The sequence below is a fragment of the Gallaecimonas mangrovi genome (assembly GCF_003367375.1).
GTDB lineage: Bacteria > Pseudomonadota > Gammaproteobacteria > Enterobacterales > Gallaecimonadaceae > Gallaecimonas > Gallaecimonas mangrovi.
Window position 1 is genome coordinate 819064 of sequence record NZ_CP031416.1, and the last position, 23226, is coordinate 842289.

Sequence of the window (23226 nt, forward strand, 5' to 3'; positions counted from 1 at the left end):
TTTTTTTTATGGGCAAACGCCTTTACCTGCCACGAGCCCCTTGGCGGTGCTGGCTAGGCTGTCGGCAAAGGCGGCCAGGGTTTGCTGCTGCGCGTTCACCAGCGCATCAATGCCCGGCGGTACCGGGTGTTGCAATTGGCTGTGGCAAAGCAGGGTTTTACCTTTAAAGCCCAACTGCCAGTCGGCACTGAAGGTAAAGCGCTTGCCGGGCCAGCTTTCAAAGCGGCGCACCTGCACCTTAACCCTTAGCTTGGGTAAGTTGCTGGTTTGAAAGCCGTCGCTGCGGCTGGCGTGCAAGCGGTCTTCGAGTAATAGCGCCACGCTATTTTGCAACTCTTCTGGCAGCGGCGACAGCCAGCGCTTGTTGTCGAGAATTTGCAGTTGGCTGTTGGAGCTGTGTATTACCAACTGCGGCTGATCCAGCTGCGCGGGTACGCCAACGCTGGCAATGGCCAGGCGGTAAGGGGCGCTAATGCTGCTTTGGCCCTGGCTAACCGGCGCCAGGGTGTAATATTGCACCGGCGCGCTGGAGCTGGCGCAAGCGCTTAATAGTGGCAGTGCTAGCAGCGGCAAGAGGTGGCGAACAGGCCTCATTGCTTGGTCTCCTTGTTGTCATCGTCTGGGCGACCGAGCAGCAACGACTCGGGGTGGCGGCTAAGTTGGTCAACCAATGCCCGCACCGAACGGGCCGCGCGCTGTAATTCCAGCAGGGTTTGGCCAAGGTTTTGCTGCAAGGCGGCATCTGGCCCCAGCATCTGGTTGGCATTGCCCAAGGTGGTATGCAGGCTATCAAGGTTCTGATTCACCTTCGGCAGTAGCTGGCCGTTAATGCCCTTAAGGGTGGTATCAAGATCCGCCAGGGTGTGGTTGAGGTTATTACCAATTTGGTCAAAGGGAATTTTGTTGACCTTATTTACGATATTGCCCAGCTGCTCTTGCAGCTTGTCGAACTGGCCACCCACGGTGGGCAGCACCAGCTCGCCGTTGTTATCGACGCTAACGCTGGCCGGTTTGGCGTTAGGCATAAAATCGATGGCCACGTACAGCTTGCCGGTTAACAAGTTACCGGTTTTGGCCTGGGCGCGCAGGCCGTGTTGAACCATGGTTTTAATAAAGGACAGGCCCTGGGCTTCATCGCCATCGGCTTGTGGCAGCTTTTTGGCAACATTGCCCAGCCGTTCGGGGTAAATGCGAATACCTACCAGCGTCGAAAAGTTTTTACTGTCGGCGTTGTAATCGAGATCGACCGATTCCACGTGGCCGATATTAAGCCCTAAGAACTCCACCGGTGCGTCTACTTCCAAGCCGCGCAGCGACTGTGAAAAACGCATCTTTACCGGCACCGAAGGGCCGTCTTGGCGGGCAAGGGCCGTTTGCTTGTCTTTGGCCAGCACAAAATGGCTGTCGCTCTTGGCCTGGGTTTGGTCGTCGCTGGAGGTAGAAAAGGCAATGCCCCCGGCCAGCAGGGTGGCCACAGACTGGGTGTTGAGGGTAAAGCCTTCGGCATTAAGGCTTAAATCAACGCCGCTGGCATTCCAAAAGTGGCTGTTTTTACTAACAAACTTATCAAAAGGCGCCTTGATGAAAATATGTAAGGTCACGCCCTTACCGTTTTTATCCAACTGATACGACGCCACATGGCCCACCTGAATGCGCCGGTAGTAAATGGGCGAGTTCACATCCAGCGAGCCCAAGTCTTTACTGTGCAGCACATAGCTGGTGCCCGGTACCCGGCTGACCACACTGGGCGGCGTTTCAAGGCCGGTAAACTGCTTTACGTACTGGCTGGATTTACCTTCGTCAGCCGCGATGTAAGCGCCCGAGAGCACGGTGTCGATACCCGACACGCCGCCGGCGCCAATGCGCGGCCGCACCACCCAGAACAGGGTGTCTTTTTTGGTGAGGAACTCGGCACTGTTATTGAGGTTTACCTTAGCTTCAATATGGTCGTGGTCGGGGCTTAAGGTGACGTCTTCCAAGGTGCCCACCTGAATATCCATGTACTTGACCGGTGTTTTACCCGGCTCCAGTCCCGCAGCGGTATCGAACTGAATGGTGATGGTGGGGCCTTGGCTCAGCCAGCCTTTTACCAGCAGGGTAACGGCAACGGCCAGCGCCACCAGTGGTACCAGCCACACCAGTGACAATGACCATTTACGGTGCACTATCTGCGGTTTATCGGGGCCATTATTGTTGTCCATGGGGCTCCTTGTCGTCCCAGATGTAGCGGGGGTCAAAACTCATTGAACAAAGCATGGTGAGCAGTACCACCAGCCCAAAAAACAAAATGCCAGGCTCTGGCACCACATGACTTAAGTTGTGAAAGCGCACTAATGCCGATACCAGCGCCACCACAATCACATCCAGCATCGACCAGTAACCGATAAGCTCCACCAGCCGGTACAAGCGGGCGCGGGCGCGGCGGCCTTTTTGGTAGCCAAACTGGCTTGATAACAGCAAAAAGCCCAGTACTAAAAACTTGGTACAGGGCACCAGCACGCTGGCAACAAAAATGATAAGCGCAATGTCCCAGGCACCGGCATGCCAAAATTCAGCCACGCCGCCCAAAATGGTGCTAGCGCTGGTTTTACCCAGCAAGGTGGTGTTCATTACCGGCAGCAGATTGGCGGGAATATAAAACACCAGAGCCGCCAGCAGCAGCGCCCAGGCGCGGTTAAAACTGTCGGGTTTACGTGGGTGCAACCGGCTATTGCAGCGCGGGCAGTGGCTCTGGTCCCTTGCCACCACACGTTGGCAGTGGTGGCAGCTAATCAGGTTTAGGTGCTGGGCTTTAATGCTCATCTCTCTGTTAATGCCCATAACCGCTGTAAATCCAGTTGGGTAACCCCAATCAGCAGCAGCATCAGCGCCGCCAGTGCCCAAATGCCAGTACCGGCGCTGACCGTTAAATAGCCTGCTAATTTCACCACTGCCACCAAGGCACTTAATAGCGCCACTTCCACCATGCTCCAGGGCTTTAACAGCCTAAGGGTTTTAAGTGCCCATACATGGCCAGGTGCGCAGCGGCCCCGGCAGGCAAAAAGCAGCAGCCACAGCAGCAGTAACAGCTGCAAACCCGGCACCAGGATAACCACCAAGGCGGTGGGAATAGCGATGATAAGCTCCGGCCCCTGCGCCAGGTAATAAGCGGCTTGCCACAGGGTGGCATCGTTATGTAACCCCTGGTAATTGATGTGAATAATGGGGGTGAGGTTGGCCAGTAAAAAGCAGATAAAGGCGGCGAGGGTTAATGCCAGCCAATGGCCAATACCCAGGCGACTACCACGATACAACTTGGCGCCGCAGCAGCTACAGCGTGCCTGCTGGTGGGCAGCAAGGTTGGGGCGCTGCCAGACGCTGTCGCAATGCTCGCAGATAATAAGGTCCTTGTTGTCTGGCATTGGCGCCAAGTTCCCGTTGCAGGCCAAGGTGTTTACGATATCCGTTTACTTCGGCTATCTCCACACAAGGTCGGTACTTATTCAGTAACAGTCTGAATTAGGAAGTGTTAAGTCAATAAGCCCCGGGCTTATGCCAGGCTATTGCTGTTACCACAATGTGTTACCATCAGCCTCTTTACAGCGCCTTTTCGATGGGAAATCCTCGGGCACTGGCCGAACCCAATATGGGTGGCGGCACACCCTTATTTACTGCCAGGGGCCAGCCCCAGCGACCTAAAAAGGAGACAATATGGTCTTTAAAAGTGCCTCTTTGGCCTTGTTATCCGCGCTTTTTATGGGCCAGGCAATGGCTGCTGCCAGCAGCGATTTACCTGCCCCGGTCAAGGCATTAACGGCACGTGGCCTGGAAATTGTTGGCAGTTTTGACGCCCCGGCTGGCCTCAAAGGTTTTGCCGGTACCGTGCAAGGCCAACCGGTGGCCGTGTACCTGACCGCCGATGGCAAACATGTGTTAGTGGGTAATCTGTTGGATGCCAAAGGCAAAGATTTAACGACCCCGGCGCTGGATAAAATCGTTAACGGCCCCAAAAACGAAAAGGCCTGGAGCCATTTAGAAGACAGCCACTGGGTACTGGACGGCAAAGCCGATGCGCCGCGCATTGTTTACATGCTGGACGACCCGGAATGCCCTTATTGCCATAAGTTCTGGCAGCAAACCCGCCCCTGGGTTGAAGCCGGTAAGGTGCAAATTCGCCATGTCTTGGTGGGCATTATCACCAAAGACAGCCCCGACGAAGCCGCCGCTATTATGTCGGCCAAAGATCCGTCGGCGGCGCTGGATGCCCATGAAAAAGGCTACCGTGGTGAAGGCCGCAACCATATGGACACCAGCCATATCACCAAAGAGGCCAGGGCCATTGTTGATGCCCACAACCAGATGATGCAAAAGCTGGCGCTCTACGCCACCCCGGCGGTGTTCTACAAAAAAGAAGACGGCTCTGTCGGCCTGCTGATGGGGGCGCCGCAAGGGGACTCCCTGGAAGAAATTATGGGCAGCCCGATGCCGAAAGCGAAATAACAAAAAGCCCGCCAAGCGGGGCTTTTTTCTAGCTCATCTTTCATTTTGTTATTGCGATTATAAAAATCGGTTCCCTGCTAATTGCCCGTTAGGGCCCGCCCGCTATGGCGCCAGCCGCCAATGGCCTTATTCCCCCTGGCAAGCTCTATTGCCAGTTTGCCAACTCAGGCATAACGTAGCAGCCCTCAATTAACATGCAGTTGGGGCCAGATAGGCAGATACTGGTTGTCAGCTCCCGCCGCCTTTTAACCTGGAGACATACCATGACCCGTAAAATCGCCATTGAGCGTTATCGGAACATCGGTATCAGTGCTCACATTGATGCCGGTAAAACCACCACCACAGAGCGCATTCTGTTTTACACCGGGATCAGCCATAAAATCGGCGAAGTGCACGAAGGTGCCGCCGTTATGGACTGGATGGCCCAGGAACAAGAGCGCGGCATTACCATTACCTCGGCGGCTACCACCACCTCTTGGAAAGGCATGGCCGGTAATTTTGCCGAACACCGCATCAATATCATCGACACCCCCGGCCACGTTGATTTTACCATCGAGGTGGAACGCTCAATGCGGGTGCTGGACGGTGCGGTGATGGTGTACGACGCCGTGGGCGGCGTGCAGCCGCAATCGGAAACCGTTTGGCGCCAGGCCAATAAATACCGGGTGCCGCGTATTGCCTTTGTCAACAAAATGGACCGCGTTGGCGCCAACTTCTTGCGCGTAGAAAAGCAAATTCGCCAGCGCCTTAAAGGCCAGGCGGTGCCCATTCAGTTGCCGTTGGGCAGTGAAGACGATTTTCACGGCGTTATCGATCTCGTAAAAATGCAGGCCATTTACTGGGACGATGCCAGCCTGGGCGTTAAGTTCAGTTATGAAGCCATTCCCGAGGCTTACCTTGCTGACGCCGAGCACTGGCGTGAAAAACTGGTGGAAGCGGCCGCTGAAGGCTCGCCGGCGCTGCTTGATAAATACCTCAGCGGCGAAACCTTAAGCGAAGACGACATTAAAGCCGGGCTTAGGGCGCGCACCATCGGCAATGAAATTGTGCCAATGCTGGCCGGCAGTGCGTATAAAAACCGCGGCGTGCAGGCGCTGCTGGATGCGGTGGTGGAATATTTGCCATCGCCGCTGGATGTGCCGGCGATTAAAGGCCTGGATATGGACGATGTTGAGGTGGAACGTCACGCCAGTGACGACGAGCCCTTCTCGGCCCTGGCCTTTAAAATAATGACCGACCCCTTTGTTGGCCAGCTGACCTTCTTCCGGGTTTATTCCGGGGTGGTGAAAACCGGTGATACCGTGTTTAACCCCACCAAGGGCCAGCGCGAGCGCTTGGGGCGCATTTTGCAAATGCACGCCAACAGCCGCCAGGAGATCAAAGAGGTACATGCCGGTGAAATTGCGGCGGCAGTGGGCCTTAAAAGTGTGACCACAGGTGACACCTTAAGTGATCCCAACAAGCTGATAGTGCTTGAAAAAATGGTGTTTCCTGAGCCGGTTATTGCCCAGGCCATTGAGCCTAAAACCAAAACCGACCAGGAAAAAATGGGCCTGGCCCTTGGCCGTTTGGCGCAGGAAGATCCGTCGTTTCGGGTGTCCAGTGACGAAGAGTCTGGCCAAACCATTATTGCCGGCATGGGCGAGCTGCACCTGGACATCATTGTCGATAGGCTGCGTCGCGAGTTTGGTGTTGAAGCCAACGTCGGCCGGCCACAGGTGGCATACCGTGAAACCATTGCGGGTGCGGTAGACGATGTGGAAGGCAAGTTTGTTAAGCAATCCGGTGGCCGTGGCCAATATGGCCATGTGGTGCTGAATATCGAACCCTTGCGCGAAGGTGGCGGCTATGAGTTTGTTGACGCCATCAAGGGTGGGGTTATTCCTCGCGAGTACATTCCGGCGGTGGATAAAGGTATTCAGGAAACCTTGCGCAGCGGCGTGCTGGCGGGCTTTCCGGTGGTGGATGTCAAAGTCACCCTGGTGGACGGCTCCTACCACGACGTGGACTCCAACGAAAACGCCTTTCGCACTGCCGCGTCCATGGCCTTTAAAGAAGGTATGCGCCGTGCCAAGCCGACATTGCTTGAGCCGATGATGGACGTGGAAGTGGAAACGCCCGAAGAGTTCATGGGTAACGTGATTGGCGATTTAACGTCCCGGCGCGGGGTGATGCAAGGCATGGACGACATTGCCGGTGGTACCAAGCAAATAAAAGCCTTGGTGCCGTTATCGGAAATGTTCGGCTATTCCACGACGCTGCGCTCACAAACCCAGGGCCGTGCCACCTTCAGCATGGAGTTCAAGCACTATGCCAGCGCCCCTCAGCAAGTGCTGGATGAGGTGCTAAGGCACTGATAAAAAGCCCCGCTTGGCGGGGCTTTTTTTTTGCTTAATATTCCTGGGCGGTGGGGCGGAATAAAATCTCGTTGATATCCACCTCACTTGGCTGGCCAATGGCATAAAGCACGGCGCGGGCAAAGGCGTCGGCACCAATGGCGTAGTTGTCATAAAAGGCTTTGGTGGCCTTAGCGGTTTCAGGGTCGGTAATGCTGTCAGGCAGCTCCGACTGCACCGCGCCAGGGGAAATGATGGTGGTACGAATATTGTAGGGTTTCACTTCCTGGCGCAGCCCTTCACTTATCACCCGCACCGCGTGTTTGGTGGCGGAATAAATGGTACTGCCGGGGCGAACTTTGTGGCCTGCTACTGACGACACGTTAATAATGTGGCCGCTTTTTTGCGCCTGCATTACCGGCAGTACGGCGCCAATACCGTACAGCACCCCTTTAATATTCACATCTATCATCTGCTCCCATTCCTTTAGCTTTCGTTTTTCAAGCAACGAATGGGGCATCAGCCCGGCGTTATTGAGCAGCACATCTACCCGGCCATAAAGGCTAACCGCCTGTTGAATAAGGGCTTCTACTTGCTGGTTGTCGGTGACATCGGTCTGCACCAGGGCTTGGTGGGACATGGCCAACTCGTCGGCCAGGGCCTCTAAGCGCTCCATCCGCCGCGCAGCCAACACCACCTTGGCCCCCGCCTTGACCAAATGGCGGGCGGTTTCGGCGCCTAAACCACTGCTGGCACCGGTGATAACCACCACCTTGTTTTCTATCTGCTGGTTCATCATGACCTCTCTGTTAGCGATGGATCATCTGCTGGGCGGCGCCATTGTCGCGCTCACCCTGAATGTCGATATGGGCGAATACTGTACCAACATCGGTCAGTCCCCTTGCGGTTAAGGTAACCGATAACCCTTGCACAATCTGTTTTAAGCGCGGCTACGCGGTGGTGGCAACGGGGCCGCACCACCCAGGCGCAGCCTTGTATCGCCCGCGGCCCGCAACAATCAGGTGTTAGCCAGGTAGTCGCTGTCGGTTACCGGTTCAAGCCAGGTAACCGGCGAGCCGTTTTCAGACTCGGCAATGGCGATGTGGGTCATGGCGGTGGTGTCGGTTGCGCCGTGCCAGTGCCGTTCGCCGGGTTTTATCCAGACAATGTCGCCGGGGCTAATGCTGTGAATGGGCTCGCCCGCTTTTTGCACCCAGCCCTTGCCGGCGGTTACCAGCAGGGTTTGGCCTAACGGATGGGTATGCCAGTGGGTGCGGGCACCGGGTTCAAAGGTGACGGTAGCGCCACCGGTTTTGGCGCCATCGGTGCCCTGAAAGGGGGCATCAATACGCACGGTGCCAACGAAATAGTCGCCGGGGCCGGTAACAGAAGCTGCGTTGCCGCTACGAGTGATCTCCATGTGAATACCTCTTGTGAGAACGTGGTGCTTAATAAGTGAGCGCCACTCTAGCAAGACGGTACGTGCGGCATTAGGGGGGCAAGGTTGCAAGGGTTTGTGAGAAATATTCAGTAATAGAAATTTTAATGAATAATATAAAATAAAAGCACCTTGTTAGGAGCCACTATGCCGCGCGACAACCTCAATGACCTGGTGGCGTTTGTCACCGTTGCCCGCGAGGGCAGTTTTACCCGGGCAGCGGCCAAGCTCGGGGTGTCGCCATCGGCGCTGAGTCATGCCATGCGCGGCTTGGAACAGCGGCTGGGGTTGCGGCTACTAGCGCGCAGTACCCGCAGTGTGTCGCCCACCGAAGCGGGGGAAACCTTGCTGCTGTCGGTGGCGCCAAGGCTGGAGGAAATTGAAGCGCAGCTCAGTGCCTTGGGGGATTTACGGGGTAAGCCGGCCGGCACCATCCGCATTAATGCTTCGCGCCATGCGGTGGCCCACTGCCTGTGGCCCAAGCTCAGGCCTTTTTTAAAAGATTACCCCGATATCAATATCGAGATCTCCGCCGATAACCGCTTTACCGATATTGTTGCCGAACGTTTTGACATGGGGATTCGCTTGTCTGAAAGCCTGCCCAAAGACATGATAGCGGTGCCCATTTGTGGCCCCATGCGCATGGTAGCGGTGGCCAGCCCCGGCTACTTTGAAAGCCACTATAAGCCTTTGCACCCCAACGACCTTAACCAGCAGCAGTGCATTAACTTGCGCTTGCCAACCTATGGCGGTTTTTATGCCTGGGAATTTGAAAAAGACGGCCAGGCGTTGTCGGTGCGGGTGCAGGGGCAACTGGCCTTTAACGACAGCCAGCACAGTGTGCAGGCGTGCCTCGACGGTTTTGGCATCGCTTTTGTGCCCAAAGACATGGTGGATAGTTATTTAGAAACTGGGCAACTGCTGCAAGTCTTGGCTGACTGGTGCCCCGAATTTGCTGGTTATTCGCTGTATTACCCCAATCGGCGCCAACATTCCTCGGCCTTTAGTTTGGTTATAAATGCACTGAAATCCCATATTTAGCAGCAAATTAGCTAAATAAGTCTCTGCTGGTCTACCGCTCACCGCAAACCCCTTCCGCTCAATTGTGGCTGCGATACTGTTTTAAGCTTTGTTGTTGAAAACAGAGTGGCCTTTATGTTGGGACTTGTTCGCGTTGCACTGAACCGCCCCTATACCTTTGTTGTACTGGCCTTATTGCTGGTTATTTTAGGGCCACTGGTCGCTAAACGTACGCCTAAGGATATTTTCCCCAATATTGATATCCCCATTATTGCCGTGGCGTGGCAATACAAAGGGCTGCCCCCAAAAGAAATGGCCGGGCGTATCACCACCAATTTTGAGCGCGTGCTCACCACCACCGTTAATAATATCGACCACATCGAAGCCAACTCTTACACCGGCTTTGGCATCGTTAAAATTTTCTTCCAGCCCAATGTCGATATCAACCTGGCCAATGCGCAGGTAACGGCGGTGGCACAAACCGTGGTTAAACGCATGCCCTCTGGCACGCAACCGCCGTTAATCATCAATTACAGCGCTTCAACGGTGCCGGTTATTCAACTGGCGCTGTCTGGCAAAGGCTTAACCGAACAACAACTGGCCGACCTGGCCCTGAACCGGTTACGTACCTCGCTGGTAACCATACCGGGCGCCGCCATTCCCTATCCTTATGGGGGCAAGCAGCGCCAGGTGCAGCTTGACTTAAACCCTGACGCCCTCAAAGCGCGCGGCCTTACCGGCCAGGATGTGGCCAATGCCTTAGCCGCACAAAACCAGGTTATTTCGGCCGGTACCGAAAAAATTGGCAACCTGGAATATGCCATTAGCCTGAACAACTCCCCGGTGGATATTGCAGACATTGCTAACTTCCCCATTAAAAACGTCAACGGCGCCATGGTGTACATCCGGGATGTTGCCACCGTGCGTGACGGTAGTGCCGTGCAAACCAACATCGTGCACGTTGACGGCGGCCGCTCGGTGCTGATGAACATCTACAAGAACGGCAGCAGCTCAACGCTGGATGTGATTAGCGGCATTAAAAACAAACTCAAGCAGGTGTTGCCGCAGCTACCCGATAGCCTGAAGGTCAAACCCATTGGCGACCAGTCGATGTTTGTTGAAGGGGCTATCGACGGCGTGATAACCGAAGGGGTTATTGCCGCGCTGCTAACCAGTTTGATGATCTTGCTGTTTTTGGGCAGCTGGCGTTCCACGCTTATCGTCACCGTATCAATACCGCTGTCCATTCTTGGCGCCATTATCAGTTTGTCGCTGCTGGGGGAAACGCTGAACATCATGACCCTGGGCGGCCTGGCGCTGGCGGTGGGTATTTTGGTGGACTTGGCAACGGTGACCATCGAAAACGTCAATGTGCACCTGGAACAGGGCAAAAAAGTCGAGCAAGCCATTTTGGACGGCACCAAGCAGATAGTGATGCCGGCCTTTGTGTCGTTATTGTGTATCTGTATCGTTTTTGTGCCGATGTATTTTCTCCACGGCTTGCCCCGCTATCTGTTTGTACCGATGGCAGAAGCGGTGATCCTGGCGATGGTGTTTTCGTTCCTGCTGTCGTTTACGCTGGTGCCAACCATGGCCAAGTATTTGCTCAAACCCCACAAAGGGGACGGCCCAGGGCACACCAACCTGCACTTTTTTCAGCACTTTCAAGCGGGTTTTGAAAACAAATTTAATCGGTTTCGCCGCAGTTATCGCCGCACCTTGGTCTCGGCTCTGGCAGGGAAGAAAAGCTTTCTGCTGTGCTTTTTGGGCTTTGTGGTGCTGTCGTTTGCACTGGTGCCCTTTATTGGCCGCGACTTTTTCCCGGCGGTAGATTCCGGGCAAATTGTCTTGCATGCCCGCGCCCCCATTGGCACCCGGGTAGAAGACACCGCTGCCCGTTTTGCCCAGATAGAAAAAGTGGTTAAAGAGGTGATACCGCAGCAGGACTTGGCGGCACTGGTGGATAACATCGGCACCTATGTGTCGAGTATCAATACCATTTATTCAAACAACGGCATGATTGGCTCCCAAGACGGCGACCTGCAGATTTCCTTGAATGAGGGCCACGCCCCCACTGCCGAATACATCAAAAAACTGCGGGAAATTTTGCCAGAGCGCTTCCCGGATATGACCTTTTCCTTCCTGCCGGCCGATATTGTTAGCCAAATTTTGAACTTTGGTACGCCATCGCCGGTGGAAGTGCGGATCCGCGGCCATAACACCGCCGCTAACTTTGCCTATGCCAGTAGTTTGCTACCTAAGCTCAAGCGCATTCCCGGCATTGCCGATGTACGCATTCAGCAAAACCCCAATGCGCCGGCCATTGCGGTGAATGTTGACCGTACCCGCGCCATGTATGCCGGTGTCACCCAAAAAGATGTGGTTAACAGCCTGGTGGTGAACCTGGTGGGCTCTAGCCAAGTCGCGCCAACCTATTGGCTGAACCCAAAAAATGGCGTTATTTACCCCATTGTTATGCAAACGCCGCAATACCAAATGGACTCCCTCAAAGCCCTGAAAGATGTGCCGGTGAATGCTGCGGGTAATAACAACACCGTGGTGCTGGGCGGCGTGGCCAACTTTAAACGCAGCCGCACCGACGGGGTGGTTTCCGAATACAACATTCAGCCCGAGGTACAAATTTTTGCCACGGTACAGGGCCGCGATTTGGGCGCGGTGGCTACCGACTTACAAAAAATACTCGCTGCCAGCCACAAACCCAAAGGCTCGTCGGTGACCATTGCCGGCCAGGTGCAAACCATGAATACCGCCTTCTCGGGCCTGTTGTTTGGGCTGCTTGGCGCCATTGTGATGGTGTACCTGTTGTTGGTGATCAACTTCCAGTCTTGGCGCGATCCTTTTGTCATTATCACGGCGCTGCCGGCGGCGCTGGCGGGGATTGTCTGGATGCTGTTTACCACCCAAACCCCCTTCAGTGTGCCCGCACTGACCGGGGCCATTATGTGTATGGGGGTAGCCACGGCCAACAGTGTGTTGGTGGTGAGTTTTGCCAGAGAAAAACTCGCAGAGCTGGGTGATGCCACCCAAGCCGCTATTGAAGCCGGTTATGCCCGTTTGCGGCCGGTATTGATGACGGCGCTGGCGATGATCATTGGCATGTTACCCATGGCGTTGGGGCTAGGCGATGGTGGTGAACAAAACGCCCCGCTGGGCCGCGCTGTTATTGGCGGCCTGATATTTGCCACCGTGGCCACGCTGTTCTTTGTTCCTGTGTTGTTTAGCCTGTTCCACCGTCACTCAGATAGGAGAAGCTCTGATGTCTGAAGCCAAATCTCATACCCTTCGTTATATCGGTATCGGCGTGGTGGTTGTCGCCGCCGTTATTGCCACTTCAGGCATCATGGTGCGCGCCAATGAAGAAAAACAGCTAAAAACCTGGACCGACAAACAAGCGGTGCCGGTGGTGGCGGTGGTTAACCCCAAGGGGCAAGGTGGCCAGCAACAGCTGGAACTGCCGGGCCGGCTTGAGGCTTACCGCCAGGCGCCCATTTATTCCCGGGTAAACGGTTACCTGAAAAGCTGGCAGTTTGATATTGGCAGCCAGGTGAAAGCCGGGCAGCAACTGGCGAAAATAGACACCCCCGATATTGACCAGCAGCTGATGCAGGCTCGGGCCCAGTTAGCGGTGGCGAAAGCCAATGCCGCGTTAGCCAAGTCAACGGCAGAGCGCTGGCAAACCCTTGCCAAAACCAAGGCGGTATCGGCCCAGGAAGCGCAGCAAAACACCAGTGCCTACGAAGCCAGCCTGGCGCAAGTACGCGCCGACCAGGCCAATGTGAAATACCTGGAAGTGCAAAAGGGTTACGCCGAAATAACCGCGCCCTTTAACGGCGTGGTAACGGCTCGTAATACCGACGTTGGCGACCTTATCAGCTCTGGCAGCAGCGGTGGCAACGCCCTGTTTCAGGTGGCCGATGTCAGCAAGTTGCGGGTTTATATTCAGGTGCCACAGCAAGACGTGCCCAACGTGAAACTGGGCACCAAAGCCATATTAACGGTGCCTGAGCACCCCAATCAGCACTTTCAGGCCTCGGTTGAAGCCTCATCCCAGGCGGTTACCCAGGCCAGTGGTACGGCGCTGATGCAATTGGTGGTGGATAACCGCAAGGGGGAACTCTTGCCGGGCAGTTACGCCAGTGTTGACCTTGACTTGCCCAGCCCCAAAGGGGTGGTGTCGATACCCGCCAGCGCGGTGATTTTTGATGCCAAAGGCCTGTCGGTGGCGGTGGTTAATGCCAGCGACAAGGTAGAGCTAAGAAGCATTCATATTGTCAGAGACTTGGGGCGCACCGTTGAAATATCGTCGGGGCTAAGCACTGACGATAAGGTCATCACCAATCCCCCCGATGGGGTCACCAACAACACCCAGGTGAGGGTGGTCAGTGGCTCGGTATAAAAAAGGCGCTTAACGCGCCTTTTTCATTGCTAACAGCCGAAATGCTTAGGGGTGCGGTTTAAGCAACCACAGGCATTCATGGGCATCCACCTGTTCTTTGCCCAGCTTTAACGACTGGTGGGCCAAATCTTCAATGTGGTGGCTGGCGGCATAATAAGCGCGCAGATCGGCCTTGGTTACCGAAAACGGCGGGCCGGCGCGCAGCGACTGATCGTACTCAAAATTAATCACCAGTTGCGGGGCAGACTGGGTTAATGCCAACAAATGCTGGCTGTAACGCTGGCGAAGCGCCGGCGGCAGCGCCACCAGCGCGGCGCGGTCGTAAACCAGGTCAACGCTGGCCAGCATCTCGGGCTGAAGGCTAAAAATGTCCCCCACCCACACCACCAGGTTGTCGGCGTGGTAGCGCTTTAGCGGGCCGTGGCTGTCAACGCCTGGGCAGAGCTCTAGCTCGGCAAAGAGTTCTTTTACCGCGGTTTCGCTCAGTTCGGCGGCAACCACCTGCAAGCCTTTGCTGCGCAGCCAGGCGATATCGCGGGTTTTACCGCACAGCGGCACAAATACCCGGGCCGGGGCTTCAAGGCCGGTGCGCTGAAAATGTGCCGTTAGTAGCGGGTTTCCCTGGGGCTGGTGAAAGCCTATTTCCCGCTTGGCCCATTTTTGATGCCAAAAATCCGGTTCCATAAGTCCTGCCTTAAAACGTTTTACTTCGGTACAAAGCACGAAGTTAAACGCAGTTCGCCGCCAGGATCTAGTGGTTTACGTCGACAACCAGCCGCCCTCTAACGCTTCCGGCCAATAAATCCTGCGCTTTGTTAACGGCGTCACTGAGCGCAATCTGCTGGGTGATGTCGGCAAGCTTGGCCGGGTCTAGGTCTGTGGCCAAGCGCTGCCAGGCCGCCAGGCGTTCGGCCTTGGGGCGGGTGACACTGTTAATGCCCAAAAGACTGACCCCACGCAGAATAAAAGGCGCCACCGTGGCCGGGAAATCCATGCCTTGCGCCAAGCCACAAGCGGCCACCAAACCGTCGCTTTGGGTGGCGGCGCAGGCGTTGGCCAGGGTATGGCTGCCAACGGAATCCACAACCGCCGCAAAGCGCTCTTTAGCCAGTGGTTTGCCGGGCTCGCTGAAGCGGTGGCGGTCAATGATTTCACTGGCGCCCAGGGCGTTAAGGCCGGCGGCCAATTCCGGACGGCCAGTGGCGGCCACCACCCGGTAACCGAGTTTGGCCAAAATAGCGATGGCCACGCTACCGACGCCGCCATTGGCACCGGTGACCAGCACCTCGCCCTTATCTGGCGTCAAGCCATGGCGCTCTAGCGCTTGTATACAGAGCATGGCGGTGTAACCGGCAGTGCCAATGGCCATCGCCTGGGCGGGGCTAAAGGCCGTTGGCAATGGCACCAGCCAGTCGCCGTTAACCCGGGCTTTTTGGCTAAGGCCGCCCCAGTGCTGTTCGCCCACGCCCCAGCCGTTCAGTACCACCTTATCGCCGGTTTTAAAATCGGGGTGCTGGCTGTGGCTAACGGTGCCGGCAAAGTCGATACCCGGCACCATCGGAAACTGGCGCACTATCGGGCTTTTGCCGGTAATGGCCAAGGCGTCTTTGTAGTTAAGGGTGCTGTGGCTGATGTCCACTTCCACATCCCCCGCGGGCAATTGCTTTTCATCCAGAGATTTAAGGTGGCAGCGGTAACCTTGGTGGTCTTTTTCAATCAGTAAGGCGTTAAACATCTGGTCTCCTTATGGCCGGGGCAGCCCGGCCAAAAAGCCGTGGATAAAGGTGTCCAGCGGCGCGGCTGACTCGGCCAGCCGGGCGCGCAGCACCGCCCCTTCCCAGCCAATCCAAAAATAGTTGGCAAGTTGCTGGCAGTCGGCCCCGGCCGCCAGTTCGCCGCTGCCTTGGGCCGCCGCTAAGGTGGCGGCCATTTTGTGCTGCCAGCCTTGCAGCACGGCTTCTAACCGGCCCCGAAAGGCCTTGGGCAGCAGGTTCACTTCCTGGCCCAAATTGCCCACCAGACAGCCGCGCTGAAATTGATACTTTTCCATGCCCGCTTTTGCTGCCTCAACGAAATGATGAATACGGGCAAGAGCCGGCAAGGCGCTGTTATTAAGGCTTTTGGCCAAGAGGTGGCAAAAGAAGGCGTCGTAATGGTCAAGCACCGCCAGGCCATAGGCTTCCTTGCTGGCAAAGTAGTAATAAAAAGAGCCTTTGGGCACCTTGGCGGCGCGCAGAATGCCGTCCAGGCCGGTGGCGCTAAAGCCCTGGCTGGTAAAGGTTTCAAGGCCCTTTCTTAGCAGCAGCTGCTTAACGTCGTCGGGGCTGCGGTCTTGGCGGGGTGGCCGGCCGCGGCGTTTGCTGGGGGTTATGTTTTCCATGGCCAAATAATTTAGACTAATCGTCTATTAATTATCAAGGCCTGTGTATTTACAGCTTTTGTCTGTGCTAGGTTGAATGCAAAGGGAGGTGTTATGAAGATGTCTTTACTGGCACGCTTGGGCGTGACCTTTCCGTTATTGCAAGCACCGATGGCCGGGGTGTCGACGCCAGCGTTGGCTGCGGCGGTGTCAAATGCTGGTGGCCTTGGCGCCTTGGGGCTGGGTGCCAGCAGCGCTGATAAAGCGCGCCAACTGATCAAAGAAACCCGGGCGCTAACCGACAAGCCCTTTAACGTGAACCTTTTTTGCCATCAACCGGCCAGCAGTGACCGGCTGCGTGAAGCGGCCTGGCTGGCCCATCTGGCCCCGTATTTTGCCGAGTTTGGCGCTAAGCCTCCCGAGCAAATCAACGAGATTTATCAAAGCTTTGTGGTCGATGACGCCATGCTCAAGCTGCTGCTTGACGAAAAGCCGGCGGTGGTGAGCTTTCACTTTGGCTTGCCGCCACAAAGCGCCATTGCCGCGCTCAAAGCCGCAGGCATTGTGCTGTTGGCCAGCGCCACCAATTTGGCTGAAGCCAAACACATTGAAGCAGCGGGGCTGGATGCCATTGTCGCCCAAGGGGTTGAGGCCGGTGGCCACCGCGGCGTTTTTGACCCCGAGCGCGACGATGAAATCGGTACCCTGGCGCTGGTGCGGCTGTTAAGCCAGCACTGCACGCTGCCCATTATCGCCGCTGGCGGCATTATGGATGGCCTGGCAATACAGGCGGCCATGACCGCAGGCGCCGGGGCGGTGCAGCTGGGTACCGCCTTTATTCTTTGCCCCGAATCGGCCGCCGATGCCAACTACCGCGCCGCCCTTAAAAGCGACAAGGCCTTGCATACCGCCATTACCGCCAATATCTCCGGCCGCCCGGCGCGGGGCCTGCCCAACCGCTTTTACAGCGCCATTGCCGACAATGCCCCGGTGCTACCGGCTTACCCCAACACCTACGATGCCGGTAAGGCCCTGGCCGCCGCTGCCAAAGCCAAAGGTGTTGACGACTTTGCCGCCCAATGGGCCGGGCAGGGCGCACCACTGGCTCGTGAATTACCGGCCGGGGAATTGGTGAAGGTGTTAATGGCGGAGTTGGTGGTAGCGAGGAAGGGGGATTGAGTTTTTAAATTAGCTAAATGACGAGGGCGTTTTCTTGCGGCTAGCTATAACCAGTTTCAGCAATGGCTGGTGGGGTTGTTAGTGGCAGGGGCGCCCTGCATGCGCCCTACTTTTGAGGCCAAAAGTAGGCAAAAGCCTTGCCCACGTTGCGCTTTATCTTCGTCTCTAGTCACTTGCCGTGGTCGTTGCACACGGGCATCCTGCCCTTCTTCCACTCGCTCGGCTTCCATGCCTCAAGTCAGCTTCCACTCCCTACAGCAAGGCGGTTACTCGTATCGTCCATGACACTCGCCCTTCGGGTTATTGTCGCTTTGCTCCAATATTCAAAAACGTTCCTGACGTTTTTGTCACTTAACGGGCGAGAGAGCTGGTGGCTTTGTTCGGGCTCTGACTTTGATGTTATTGAACAGGTGCTTGGAGCTTTGCTTTGTATGGATCTTTATTAGGTGTCGAAGTTGATTTAAAAACACCCGGCGTTGCCGGGTGTTTTGTTAGAGGTCGCCGCCTTGGTGCCAGAACTGGCGCAGTTTGGGTAGCCAGTGTGCGGTGTCGATGCCTTTGGCGCTGCGCCAGTCGGGGTTGTAATAGGTGTTAAGGTAGCGCTCGCCCTGGTCGCAAATCAGTGTGGCTACCGAGCCTTGTTGCCCGGCTTTGGCCATGGCGCTGACTTTTAAAAGTGCGCCATAGAAGTTGGTGCCGGTGCTGCCGCCGACCTTTCGGCCCAAGAGTTCTTCAAGGAGCAGCATGGCGGCGAAGGTGGCGTTGTCGGGCACTTGCAGCATTTCATCAATCACATCGGGCAGAAAACTCAGCTCCGGCCTTGGCCGGCCGATGCCTTCAACGCAGGCACCTTTGGTGCGAATGCTGCTGTCGCGGCTGTGGTAGTAGTCAAAAAAGGCTGACTGCTCCGGATCTACCACACAAAGCTGGGTGTTCATGCCAGCGTAGCGAATATGGCGGCCAAGGGTTGCCGAGGTGCCGCCGGTACCGGCGCTCATCACCAGCCAGGTCGGTTCGGGGTAAGGCTCGTGGCGCATCTGCTCAAACAGGGTTTCGGCAATGTTGTTATTGCCGCGCCAGTCGGTGGCTCGCTCGGCGTAGGTGAACTGGTCAACAAAGTGGCCACCGGTCTCTAACGCCAACCGGTGCGATTCGGCGTCAATTTGGCTGGGGTCGTCCACCAAATGGCAGCGGCCACCATAAAAGCTGATTTTGGCAATCTTCTCTGCCGAGGTGCTTTTGGGGATCACCGCAATAAAGGGCAGCCCCAACAACCTGGCAAAGTAGGCTTCCGACACCGCCGTGGAGCCGCTGGAGGCCTCAATAATGGTTTTGCCTTCGGTTATCCAGCCATTACAAAGCCCGTACAAAAACAACGACCGCGCCAAGCGGTGCTTCAAGCTGCCGGTAGGGTGGCTGGACTCGTCTTTGAGGTACAGCTGAATATGCGGGAAGGCCGGAATATCGAGCTTTAACAGGTGAGTGTCGGCACTGCGTTGAAAGTCAGCTTCGATTTTTTTTATAGCGGCATTAACCCATTGGCGCGGCATGGCTGGTCTCGTTTTTTGGTGATGGCTTCACTCTAGGGGTTAGGGGGATTTCGGAAGGTTAATTTGTTGCAGGGGCGCCCTGCATGCGCCCTACTTTTGAGGCCAAAAGTAGGCAAAAGCCTGGCCCATGTTCCGCGGTGTCCTTGCTTCCAGTCGTTTACCGCTGACCGCTCCACACGCGTTCCCGACGCGTCTTCCACTCTTTCGGCATCCATGCCTCAAGTCAGCTCCCACTCCCTACAGCAAAGCGCTGCACTTAACGGGCGGAAAACGGGTGGCTTCGTTAGAATGTTGATTCTTTTGGATATTGAGGTGTGTCCCGTGTGATTAGGGCTTTGTTAGCTATTAGATCAAAACTGGCTTTTTATTCGCAGGGGGCGCCCTGCATGCGCCCTACTTTTGAGGCCAAAAGTAGGCAAAAGCCTGGCCCACGTTGCGCGATGTCCTTGCTTCCAGTCGTTTACCGCTGACCGCTCCACACGCGTTCCCGACGCGTCTTCCGCTCTTTCGGCATCCATACGTCAAGTCAGCTCCCACTCCCTACAGCAAGGCGCTGCACTTAACGGGCGAGAGAGCAGGTGGCTTTGTTAGTGTTCTTTATTTTCTGGGATATTAAGGTCGGTGTCCCGCGTGTTTGTTTATGCAAAATCATCTAGTGCGCTTTCTAAATCTGGGTAGCGACCTAAATATAATGAGACATCATTTTCTATAAGCACCTCTCGAATGAATTGCTTATATGATGGATCGTAGCCTATCCGAAAAGGTGAATCATTAACGCCATTGTGATCTGTAACTAGATAACATTCTACCCAATCACTGCCATCATTTTTTGTGCTTAGCATTACTCGCCTAGGTTTGATACGGTGAGCTAGAAAACACTGTAGATCTATTTCTGAAAGATAAGTTAACTTCTTTATCTCTTCATCAATGATGTAAGCTATTTCTTCTTCCATGTCTTCCTTAAGAAATATAACGCCGCCAACACAGGCCGAGCGTCAGTGAGGTCCAGCCCATGCGTTTTTTGCATGGGCGATTGTGCTTGGCTTTTTTATGTATATTCGTATTTGTCACCTATAAATGAGTCAGTATCAGACCAAGCCATGTACTCTTGATTCAGATTTGTAAACTCTCGAAAGAGCTTACCGAGCCTATTTATGGCCGCTGGTTCTGTCTGGATACAGAATTCGACTACTTCTCGGTATGGTAAAGCTCTGTTGTTGTTAAATCGAATTTGAAGTGCCGAGTTACCACGCGAATCAGTAGTGAAAGCTCTCAGCCTGAAATAGTATGCAAAATTATCTTCGGGTTTTTCAGAGCCAATTTCATATAAGAAAACATCACTGCTGTGCCAAGGAAAGTTTTCTAGCCTACCAGCAATTTCTTTCAATGAGTCAGCATTGTCATAATATTCGAAGCATGTTGAAACACTGCCATTGGATGCATTCCATACTAGCTGCACATGGTAAGGTTCTTCATACGGGATTCGTTCAATTCTTATGTAATTGCTCATATCTCTTAACGTGCATAAAAATAAAAAGGACACCCATCCAATCATTATTCGCAGGGGGCGCCCTGCAAGCGCTTTTACTTGCCGGGTTTCGGCCCGGCAGCCGAGTCACTTTTGTTTTGCCAAAAGTAACCAAAAGCAAGGCCCACGTTGCGCGATGTCCTTGCTTCCAGTCGTTTACCGCTGACCGCTCCACACGCGTCTTCCACTCTTTCGACATCCATGCCTCAAGTCAGCTCCCACTCCCTACAGCAAGGCGCTGCACTTAACGGGCGGAAAACGGGTAGCTTCGTTATAGTTCTGATTTCTCGGGAGTATTGCAGTTGTTGTACCGTGATGTTTATGGCAATGATGTTAGCCATCCAGTGCAACCTGGTATTTAGCCGTTACTAACGCCACCTGAAAGCTTCCCAACGTCGCGCTTATTGCCTGTATGAGAAAGCTCATCGTCATCCTCAATACCATGGTCAAAAACGGCGAGAAATGGACCGAAAAAGAGGCTTAATTAATTGACAGGACGCCACAGTCACTTGTTAGTGCTATTTGTAGTGATACCACCAGTTACCATTATTTTCTCTATCTACTGTTTCTTGTGACTCAACATCAAAAACCACTTCTGCCCTTGCTTGTATTGGCCAGTTGAAAGTTTCAAGCAACTCTTTCATTGATGCAGTAAAAGTGCTAGTGGACTTTAACGTTTCTTTAGCGGCATCGGTTGGAACACCCACAACAAATACGAGGTATTTCGGATCAATATAATACGCACCAAAAGACCAAACCATCGGTTTGAACCCCTCTGCTCTCACAAGATTCTTGAGAGCGAATTCAATTCTCCAAATTTTCCACTTGAGTAGCAGTTTCATATTGAGCACTAACGTTTTAAACAGCGGCGTACTTTAGTGCGTCCGAGTGCTTTGATTTGTTATAAATCTTTTGAACGCAAATCATAAATTTCTTTAAAATATTTCTTGGATAATTTGGTATAGAAATCTGGAGCCACATAATGACAATAGCTCAAATGACCAAGGAGCGAATTTTCTTCCTCCTGTTCAAGCTTACCTTTTCTATACAAACTTAACAGCAGCCTAATATGATCTTTTTGCTTTCTATGGATTGTGATATGCCCACCTGAGCATATTTTTAGGCCCGTAACTGAAGCTGATCCGCCAGTACTGCTTCCAAGTTTTGTTTTTGAGTGATTTACACTAATGTTCGGAGACGAAGTGCCTTGAATTAGATTAATGATTTCTTTAATAATCTCTGAGCATGCTCCCTTTTTGTCCGTAGAGAGCACCAAATCATCTGCATATCTCGTATAAATCACTTTTCCATATTTTCTATCAGAAATAAGAGTGGATACTTTTGAATCAAATTCATTCATAACAATGTTACTAATTATTGGCGAGCTCGGGTAGCCAATAGCAAGTCGATCATTTTTGTAAAAACAAATACGCCGAATCATATCTTCACATTCGGCGTCCAAGATCCATTTTGGATTACTCTTTCTATGCCACGACCTCAAAATGGGAATAAAATCTTCAAATGAAATACTGTGGAAAAAATTTTCCAAATCCATCTTCAGGAAAAATCTATTCGATCTATGCTTCTCCGCATTATGCAGAATCGATACTCCATCACGGTAAGCCATCGACGCATCATGAACTTGCATCTGGCTAAAAACACTATGAATAAGCCAATACTGTAACGTCTTCAGCTTTTTTGAAGGATGACAAATCTCTCTCGACCCGCCAGACCTTTTCTGTATATGAAATATTTTCACATGGGCCCTAGCTACGCTTATTGCTTCGTCAATCAATCCATCCGGTATTGACAGGTCATTTGCTATAGCTTTTTTAATATGCATATAGCCTCTCCGGGTACCCCTTCAATGTGTAGTTTCTAAACGTTGATATATATTTGGAAGTGTCAAATCTAAAGTCGTAATACGTTTTGTTTAGCTTGCTTCTATACAAGCCTTTTTGGTTTCTTTCGATAGATTCGAATGAGGATAATATGGCCAATAGATGAGCGGCCTTATTATAATTGTCATCTCCAAACAACAGCTTTAATAGTTGTATGAGTTCTCTGTGCAATATTGGACCTGATAGATATATTAAATCATGAATAAACATTGCTGATCTTTTGTCAAATTTTTTTGCCGGATTTAATACATCAAGATCAACCGATGTTCCTGTCGATTTAATAGGCTCTTTGAACAATTCATAAATCTGATGGAATGTATCACCTATGGCGTCTCGGATCTTAATCCCATCTGCACTCATTTTGTAGTAGACAATTCGATCCGTTCCAGCAGCTTCTTCAATGGCTTTTATTGGCCCGAGATTTATAAAGGAATTTTCCGTCTTAAATTCTAAGTTGTTAATTACCACCAGCTTTCTTCTTAGCTTTTCATGGGAAAAAGCACCAAGCTCAGCGAAAGCGCTAGGACTTTCTAAAATTATTAGAATAAAATCAGAGAAATCAGAAATTAAACTTTCGACATCAAGGATGTTGCCTTTGTGACCTTCATCCTGAAGAGTGGAAAACATTTTTTCAGCCAGAAAAAAATGTGTATGTGGCAAATGAATCTTGGAGAATTCTATAAGCGCTTTTCTGCGCTCAGATATTTCTATTTGGCTCTTGTTTGCTCCGCATAGAAATATAAATTTTGAAATATCAGGAGGAAGATATACACGAGAATTGATAATGGCCCGCTTAAGAGCCTCGACCCTCTTATGGATCAAATTTTTTGTTTTAATTTCATTGAACATTAATTTATTGCCTACTTAGAGCATGCGTTACTTCCTAAATCGGAAGACGCTGACTAGCGTCTTCCGATTTAGGAAGTAACGCCAGAAAGCTAAAAAATCAAGGCAGAATGTGACTCACATCCCGATGGGGTTATCCCCATAATCGCTAGGCAATCCTTGAATCCTAATTC

The 23226-nt window shown here is 53.3% G+C and carries 21 protein-coding genes; 6 read left to right on the forward strand and 15 right to left on the reverse strand.

Translation table 11 applies throughout. The features are described from left to right. Window positions 1-6: 6 nt before the first annotated feature. Genes DW350_RS03845 through DW350_RS03860 form a run of 4 tightly spaced genes read right to left on the reverse strand, consistent with a single transcriptional unit; the run spans window position 7 to window position 3401 of the window. Window positions 7-594, reverse strand: a complete 588-nt coding sequence (locus tag DW350_RS03845; RefSeq protein ID WP_115717605.1) for a PqiC family protein — start codon at window positions 592-594, stop codon at window positions 7-9. Continuing rightward, the gene (locus DW350_RS03850) at window positions 591-2201 is read right to left on the reverse strand and encodes a PqiB family protein (RefSeq protein ID WP_115717606.1); all 1611 of its coding nucleotides are present in this window, start codon (window positions 2199-2201) and stop codon (window positions 591-593) included. Before DW350_RS03850 ends, DW350_RS03845 begins: the two co-directional genes overlap by 4 nt. Continuing rightward, window positions 2188-2820, reverse strand: a complete 633-nt coding sequence (locus DW350_RS03855) for a paraquat-inducible protein A (RefSeq protein ID WP_226911387.1) — start codon at window positions 2818-2820, stop codon at window positions 2188-2190. The genes DW350_RS03850 and DW350_RS03855 overlap by 14 nt, the downstream gene beginning before the upstream one ends. Continuing rightward, on the reverse strand, window positions 2799-3401 hold the full coding sequence (locus DW350_RS03860) for a paraquat-inducible protein A (protein ID WP_115717608.1): 603 nt from the start codon (window positions 3399-3401) through the stop codon (window positions 2799-2801). Before DW350_RS03860 ends, DW350_RS03855 begins: the two co-directional genes overlap by 22 nt. A 289-nt stretch (window positions 3402-3690) precedes the next feature. On the opposite strand from DW350_RS03860, the gene dsbG reads away from it, so the two are divergent. Together dsbG and fusA are read left to right on the forward strand one after the other, a co-directional pair. Next, complete coding sequence (gene dsbG, locus DW350_RS03865; RefSeq protein ID WP_115717609.1) at window positions 3691-4479, forward strand: thiol:disulfide interchange protein DsbG; 789 nt, start codon at window positions 3691-3693, stop codon at window positions 4477-4479. 263 nt (window positions 4480-4742) lie between these two features. After that, window positions 4743-6836: an elongation factor G gene (gene fusA / locus DW350_RS03870; protein WP_115717610.1), complete on the forward strand. Its 2094-nt coding sequence runs from the start codon at window positions 4743-4745 to the stop codon at window positions 6834-6836. 34 nt (window positions 6837-6870) lie between these two features. Here fusA and DW350_RS03875 read toward each other — a convergent pair whose 3' ends face one another. Then, complete coding sequence (locus DW350_RS03875; protein WP_115720559.1) at window positions 6871-7611, reverse strand: SDR family oxidoreductase; 741 nt, start codon at window positions 7609-7611, stop codon at window positions 6871-6873. 222 nt (window positions 7612-7833) lie between these two features. Then, on the reverse strand, window positions 7834-8235 hold the full coding sequence (locus tag DW350_RS03880) for a (R)-mandelonitrile lyase (protein WP_115717611.1): 402 nt from the start codon (window positions 8233-8235) through the stop codon (window positions 7834-7836). A gap of 165 nt (window positions 8236-8400) precedes the next feature. Between DW350_RS03880 and DW350_RS03885 the strand changes: the two genes are divergently transcribed. The 3 genes from DW350_RS03885 to DW350_RS03895 all read left to right on the forward strand — a co-directional run bounded on the left by DW350_RS03885 (window position 8401) and on the right by DW350_RS03895 (window position 13690). Next, the gene (locus DW350_RS03885; protein ID WP_115717612.1) at window positions 8401-9294 is read left to right on the forward strand and encodes a LysR family transcriptional regulator; all 894 of its coding nucleotides are present in this window, start codon (window positions 8401-8403) and stop codon (window positions 9292-9294) included. A 114-nt stretch (window positions 9295-9408) separates the two neighbouring features. Beyond that, a complete protein-coding gene (locus DW350_RS03890) occupies window positions 9409-12558 on the forward strand; it encodes an efflux RND transporter permease subunit (RefSeq protein ID WP_115717613.1) in 3150 nt (1049 codons plus the stop codon). After that, entirely contained in the window at window positions 12551-13690 is a 1140-nt protein-coding gene (locus tag DW350_RS03895; protein ID WP_115717614.1) for an efflux RND transporter periplasmic adaptor subunit, read from the forward strand. The genes DW350_RS03890 and DW350_RS03895 overlap by 8 nt, the downstream gene beginning before the upstream one ends. A gap of 45 nt (window positions 13691-13735) precedes the next feature. Here the strand turns inward: DW350_RS03895 and tmpT are convergent, their stop codons facing one another. The 3 genes from tmpT to acuR all read right to left on the reverse strand — a co-directional run bounded on the left by tmpT (window position 13736) and on the right by acuR (window position 16070). Then, the gene (gene tmpT / locus DW350_RS03900; protein WP_115717615.1) at window positions 13736-14374 is read right to left on the reverse strand and encodes a thiopurine S-methyltransferase; all 639 of its coding nucleotides are present in this window, start codon (window positions 14372-14374) and stop codon (window positions 13736-13738) included. A 67-nt stretch (window positions 14375-14441) separates the two neighbouring features. Next, window positions 14442-15425, reverse strand: coding sequence for an acrylyl-CoA reductase (NADPH) (gene acuI, locus DW350_RS03905; RefSeq protein ID WP_115717616.1), 984 nt, complete (start codon window positions 15423-15425; stop codon window positions 14442-14444). 9 nt (window positions 15426-15434) lie between these two features. Next, window positions 15435-16070, reverse strand: coding sequence for an acrylate utilization transcriptional regulator AcuR (acuR, locus tag DW350_RS03910; protein ID WP_115717617.1), 636 nt, complete (start codon window positions 16068-16070; stop codon window positions 15435-15437). A gap of 93 nt (window positions 16071-16163) precedes the next feature. On the opposite strand from acuR, the gene DW350_RS03915 reads away from it, so the two are divergent. Further along, window positions 16164-17228: an NAD(P)H-dependent flavin oxidoreductase gene (locus DW350_RS03915; protein ID WP_115717618.1), complete on the forward strand. Its 1065-nt coding sequence runs from the start codon at window positions 16164-16166 to the stop codon at window positions 17226-17228. Window positions 17229-17719: 491 nt separating this feature from the next. Here the strand turns inward: DW350_RS03915 and DW350_RS03920 are convergent, their stop codons facing one another. From DW350_RS03920 to DW350_RS03950, 6 genes are all read right to left on the reverse strand, one after another. Beyond that, window positions 17720-18778, reverse strand: coding sequence for a PLP-dependent cysteine synthase family protein (locus tag DW350_RS03920; protein ID WP_115717619.1), 1059 nt, complete (start codon window positions 18776-18778; stop codon window positions 17720-17722). Window positions 18779-19416: 638 nt separating this feature from the next. Beyond that, window positions 19417-19731, reverse strand: a complete 315-nt coding sequence (locus DW350_RS03925) for a hypothetical protein (protein WP_115717620.1) — start codon at window positions 19729-19731, stop codon at window positions 19417-19419. 95 nt (window positions 19732-19826) lie between these two features. Further along, entirely contained in the window at window positions 19827-20288 is a 462-nt protein-coding gene (locus tag DW350_RS03930) for a hypothetical protein (protein ID WP_115717621.1), read from the reverse strand. Between the two features lie 536 nt (window positions 20289-20824). Further along, window positions 20825-21148, reverse strand: a complete 324-nt coding sequence (locus DW350_RS03940; RefSeq protein ID WP_115717622.1) for a hypothetical protein — start codon at window positions 21146-21148, stop codon at window positions 20825-20827. Window positions 21149-21207: 59 nt separating this feature from the next. Continuing rightward, on the reverse strand, window positions 21208-22149 hold the full coding sequence (locus DW350_RS03945) for a retron St85 family RNA-directed DNA polymerase (RefSeq protein WP_115717623.1): 942 nt from the start codon (window positions 22147-22149) through the stop codon (window positions 21208-21210). Beyond that, window positions 22139-23056 (reverse strand): retron St85 family effector protein, encoded by a 918-nt coding sequence (locus tag DW350_RS03950; RefSeq protein WP_115717624.1) that lies wholly within the window; start codon window positions 23054-23056, stop codon window positions 22139-22141. The genes DW350_RS03945 and DW350_RS03950 overlap by 11 nt, the downstream gene beginning before the upstream one ends. Between the last annotated feature and the right edge of the window lie 170 nt (window positions 23057-23226).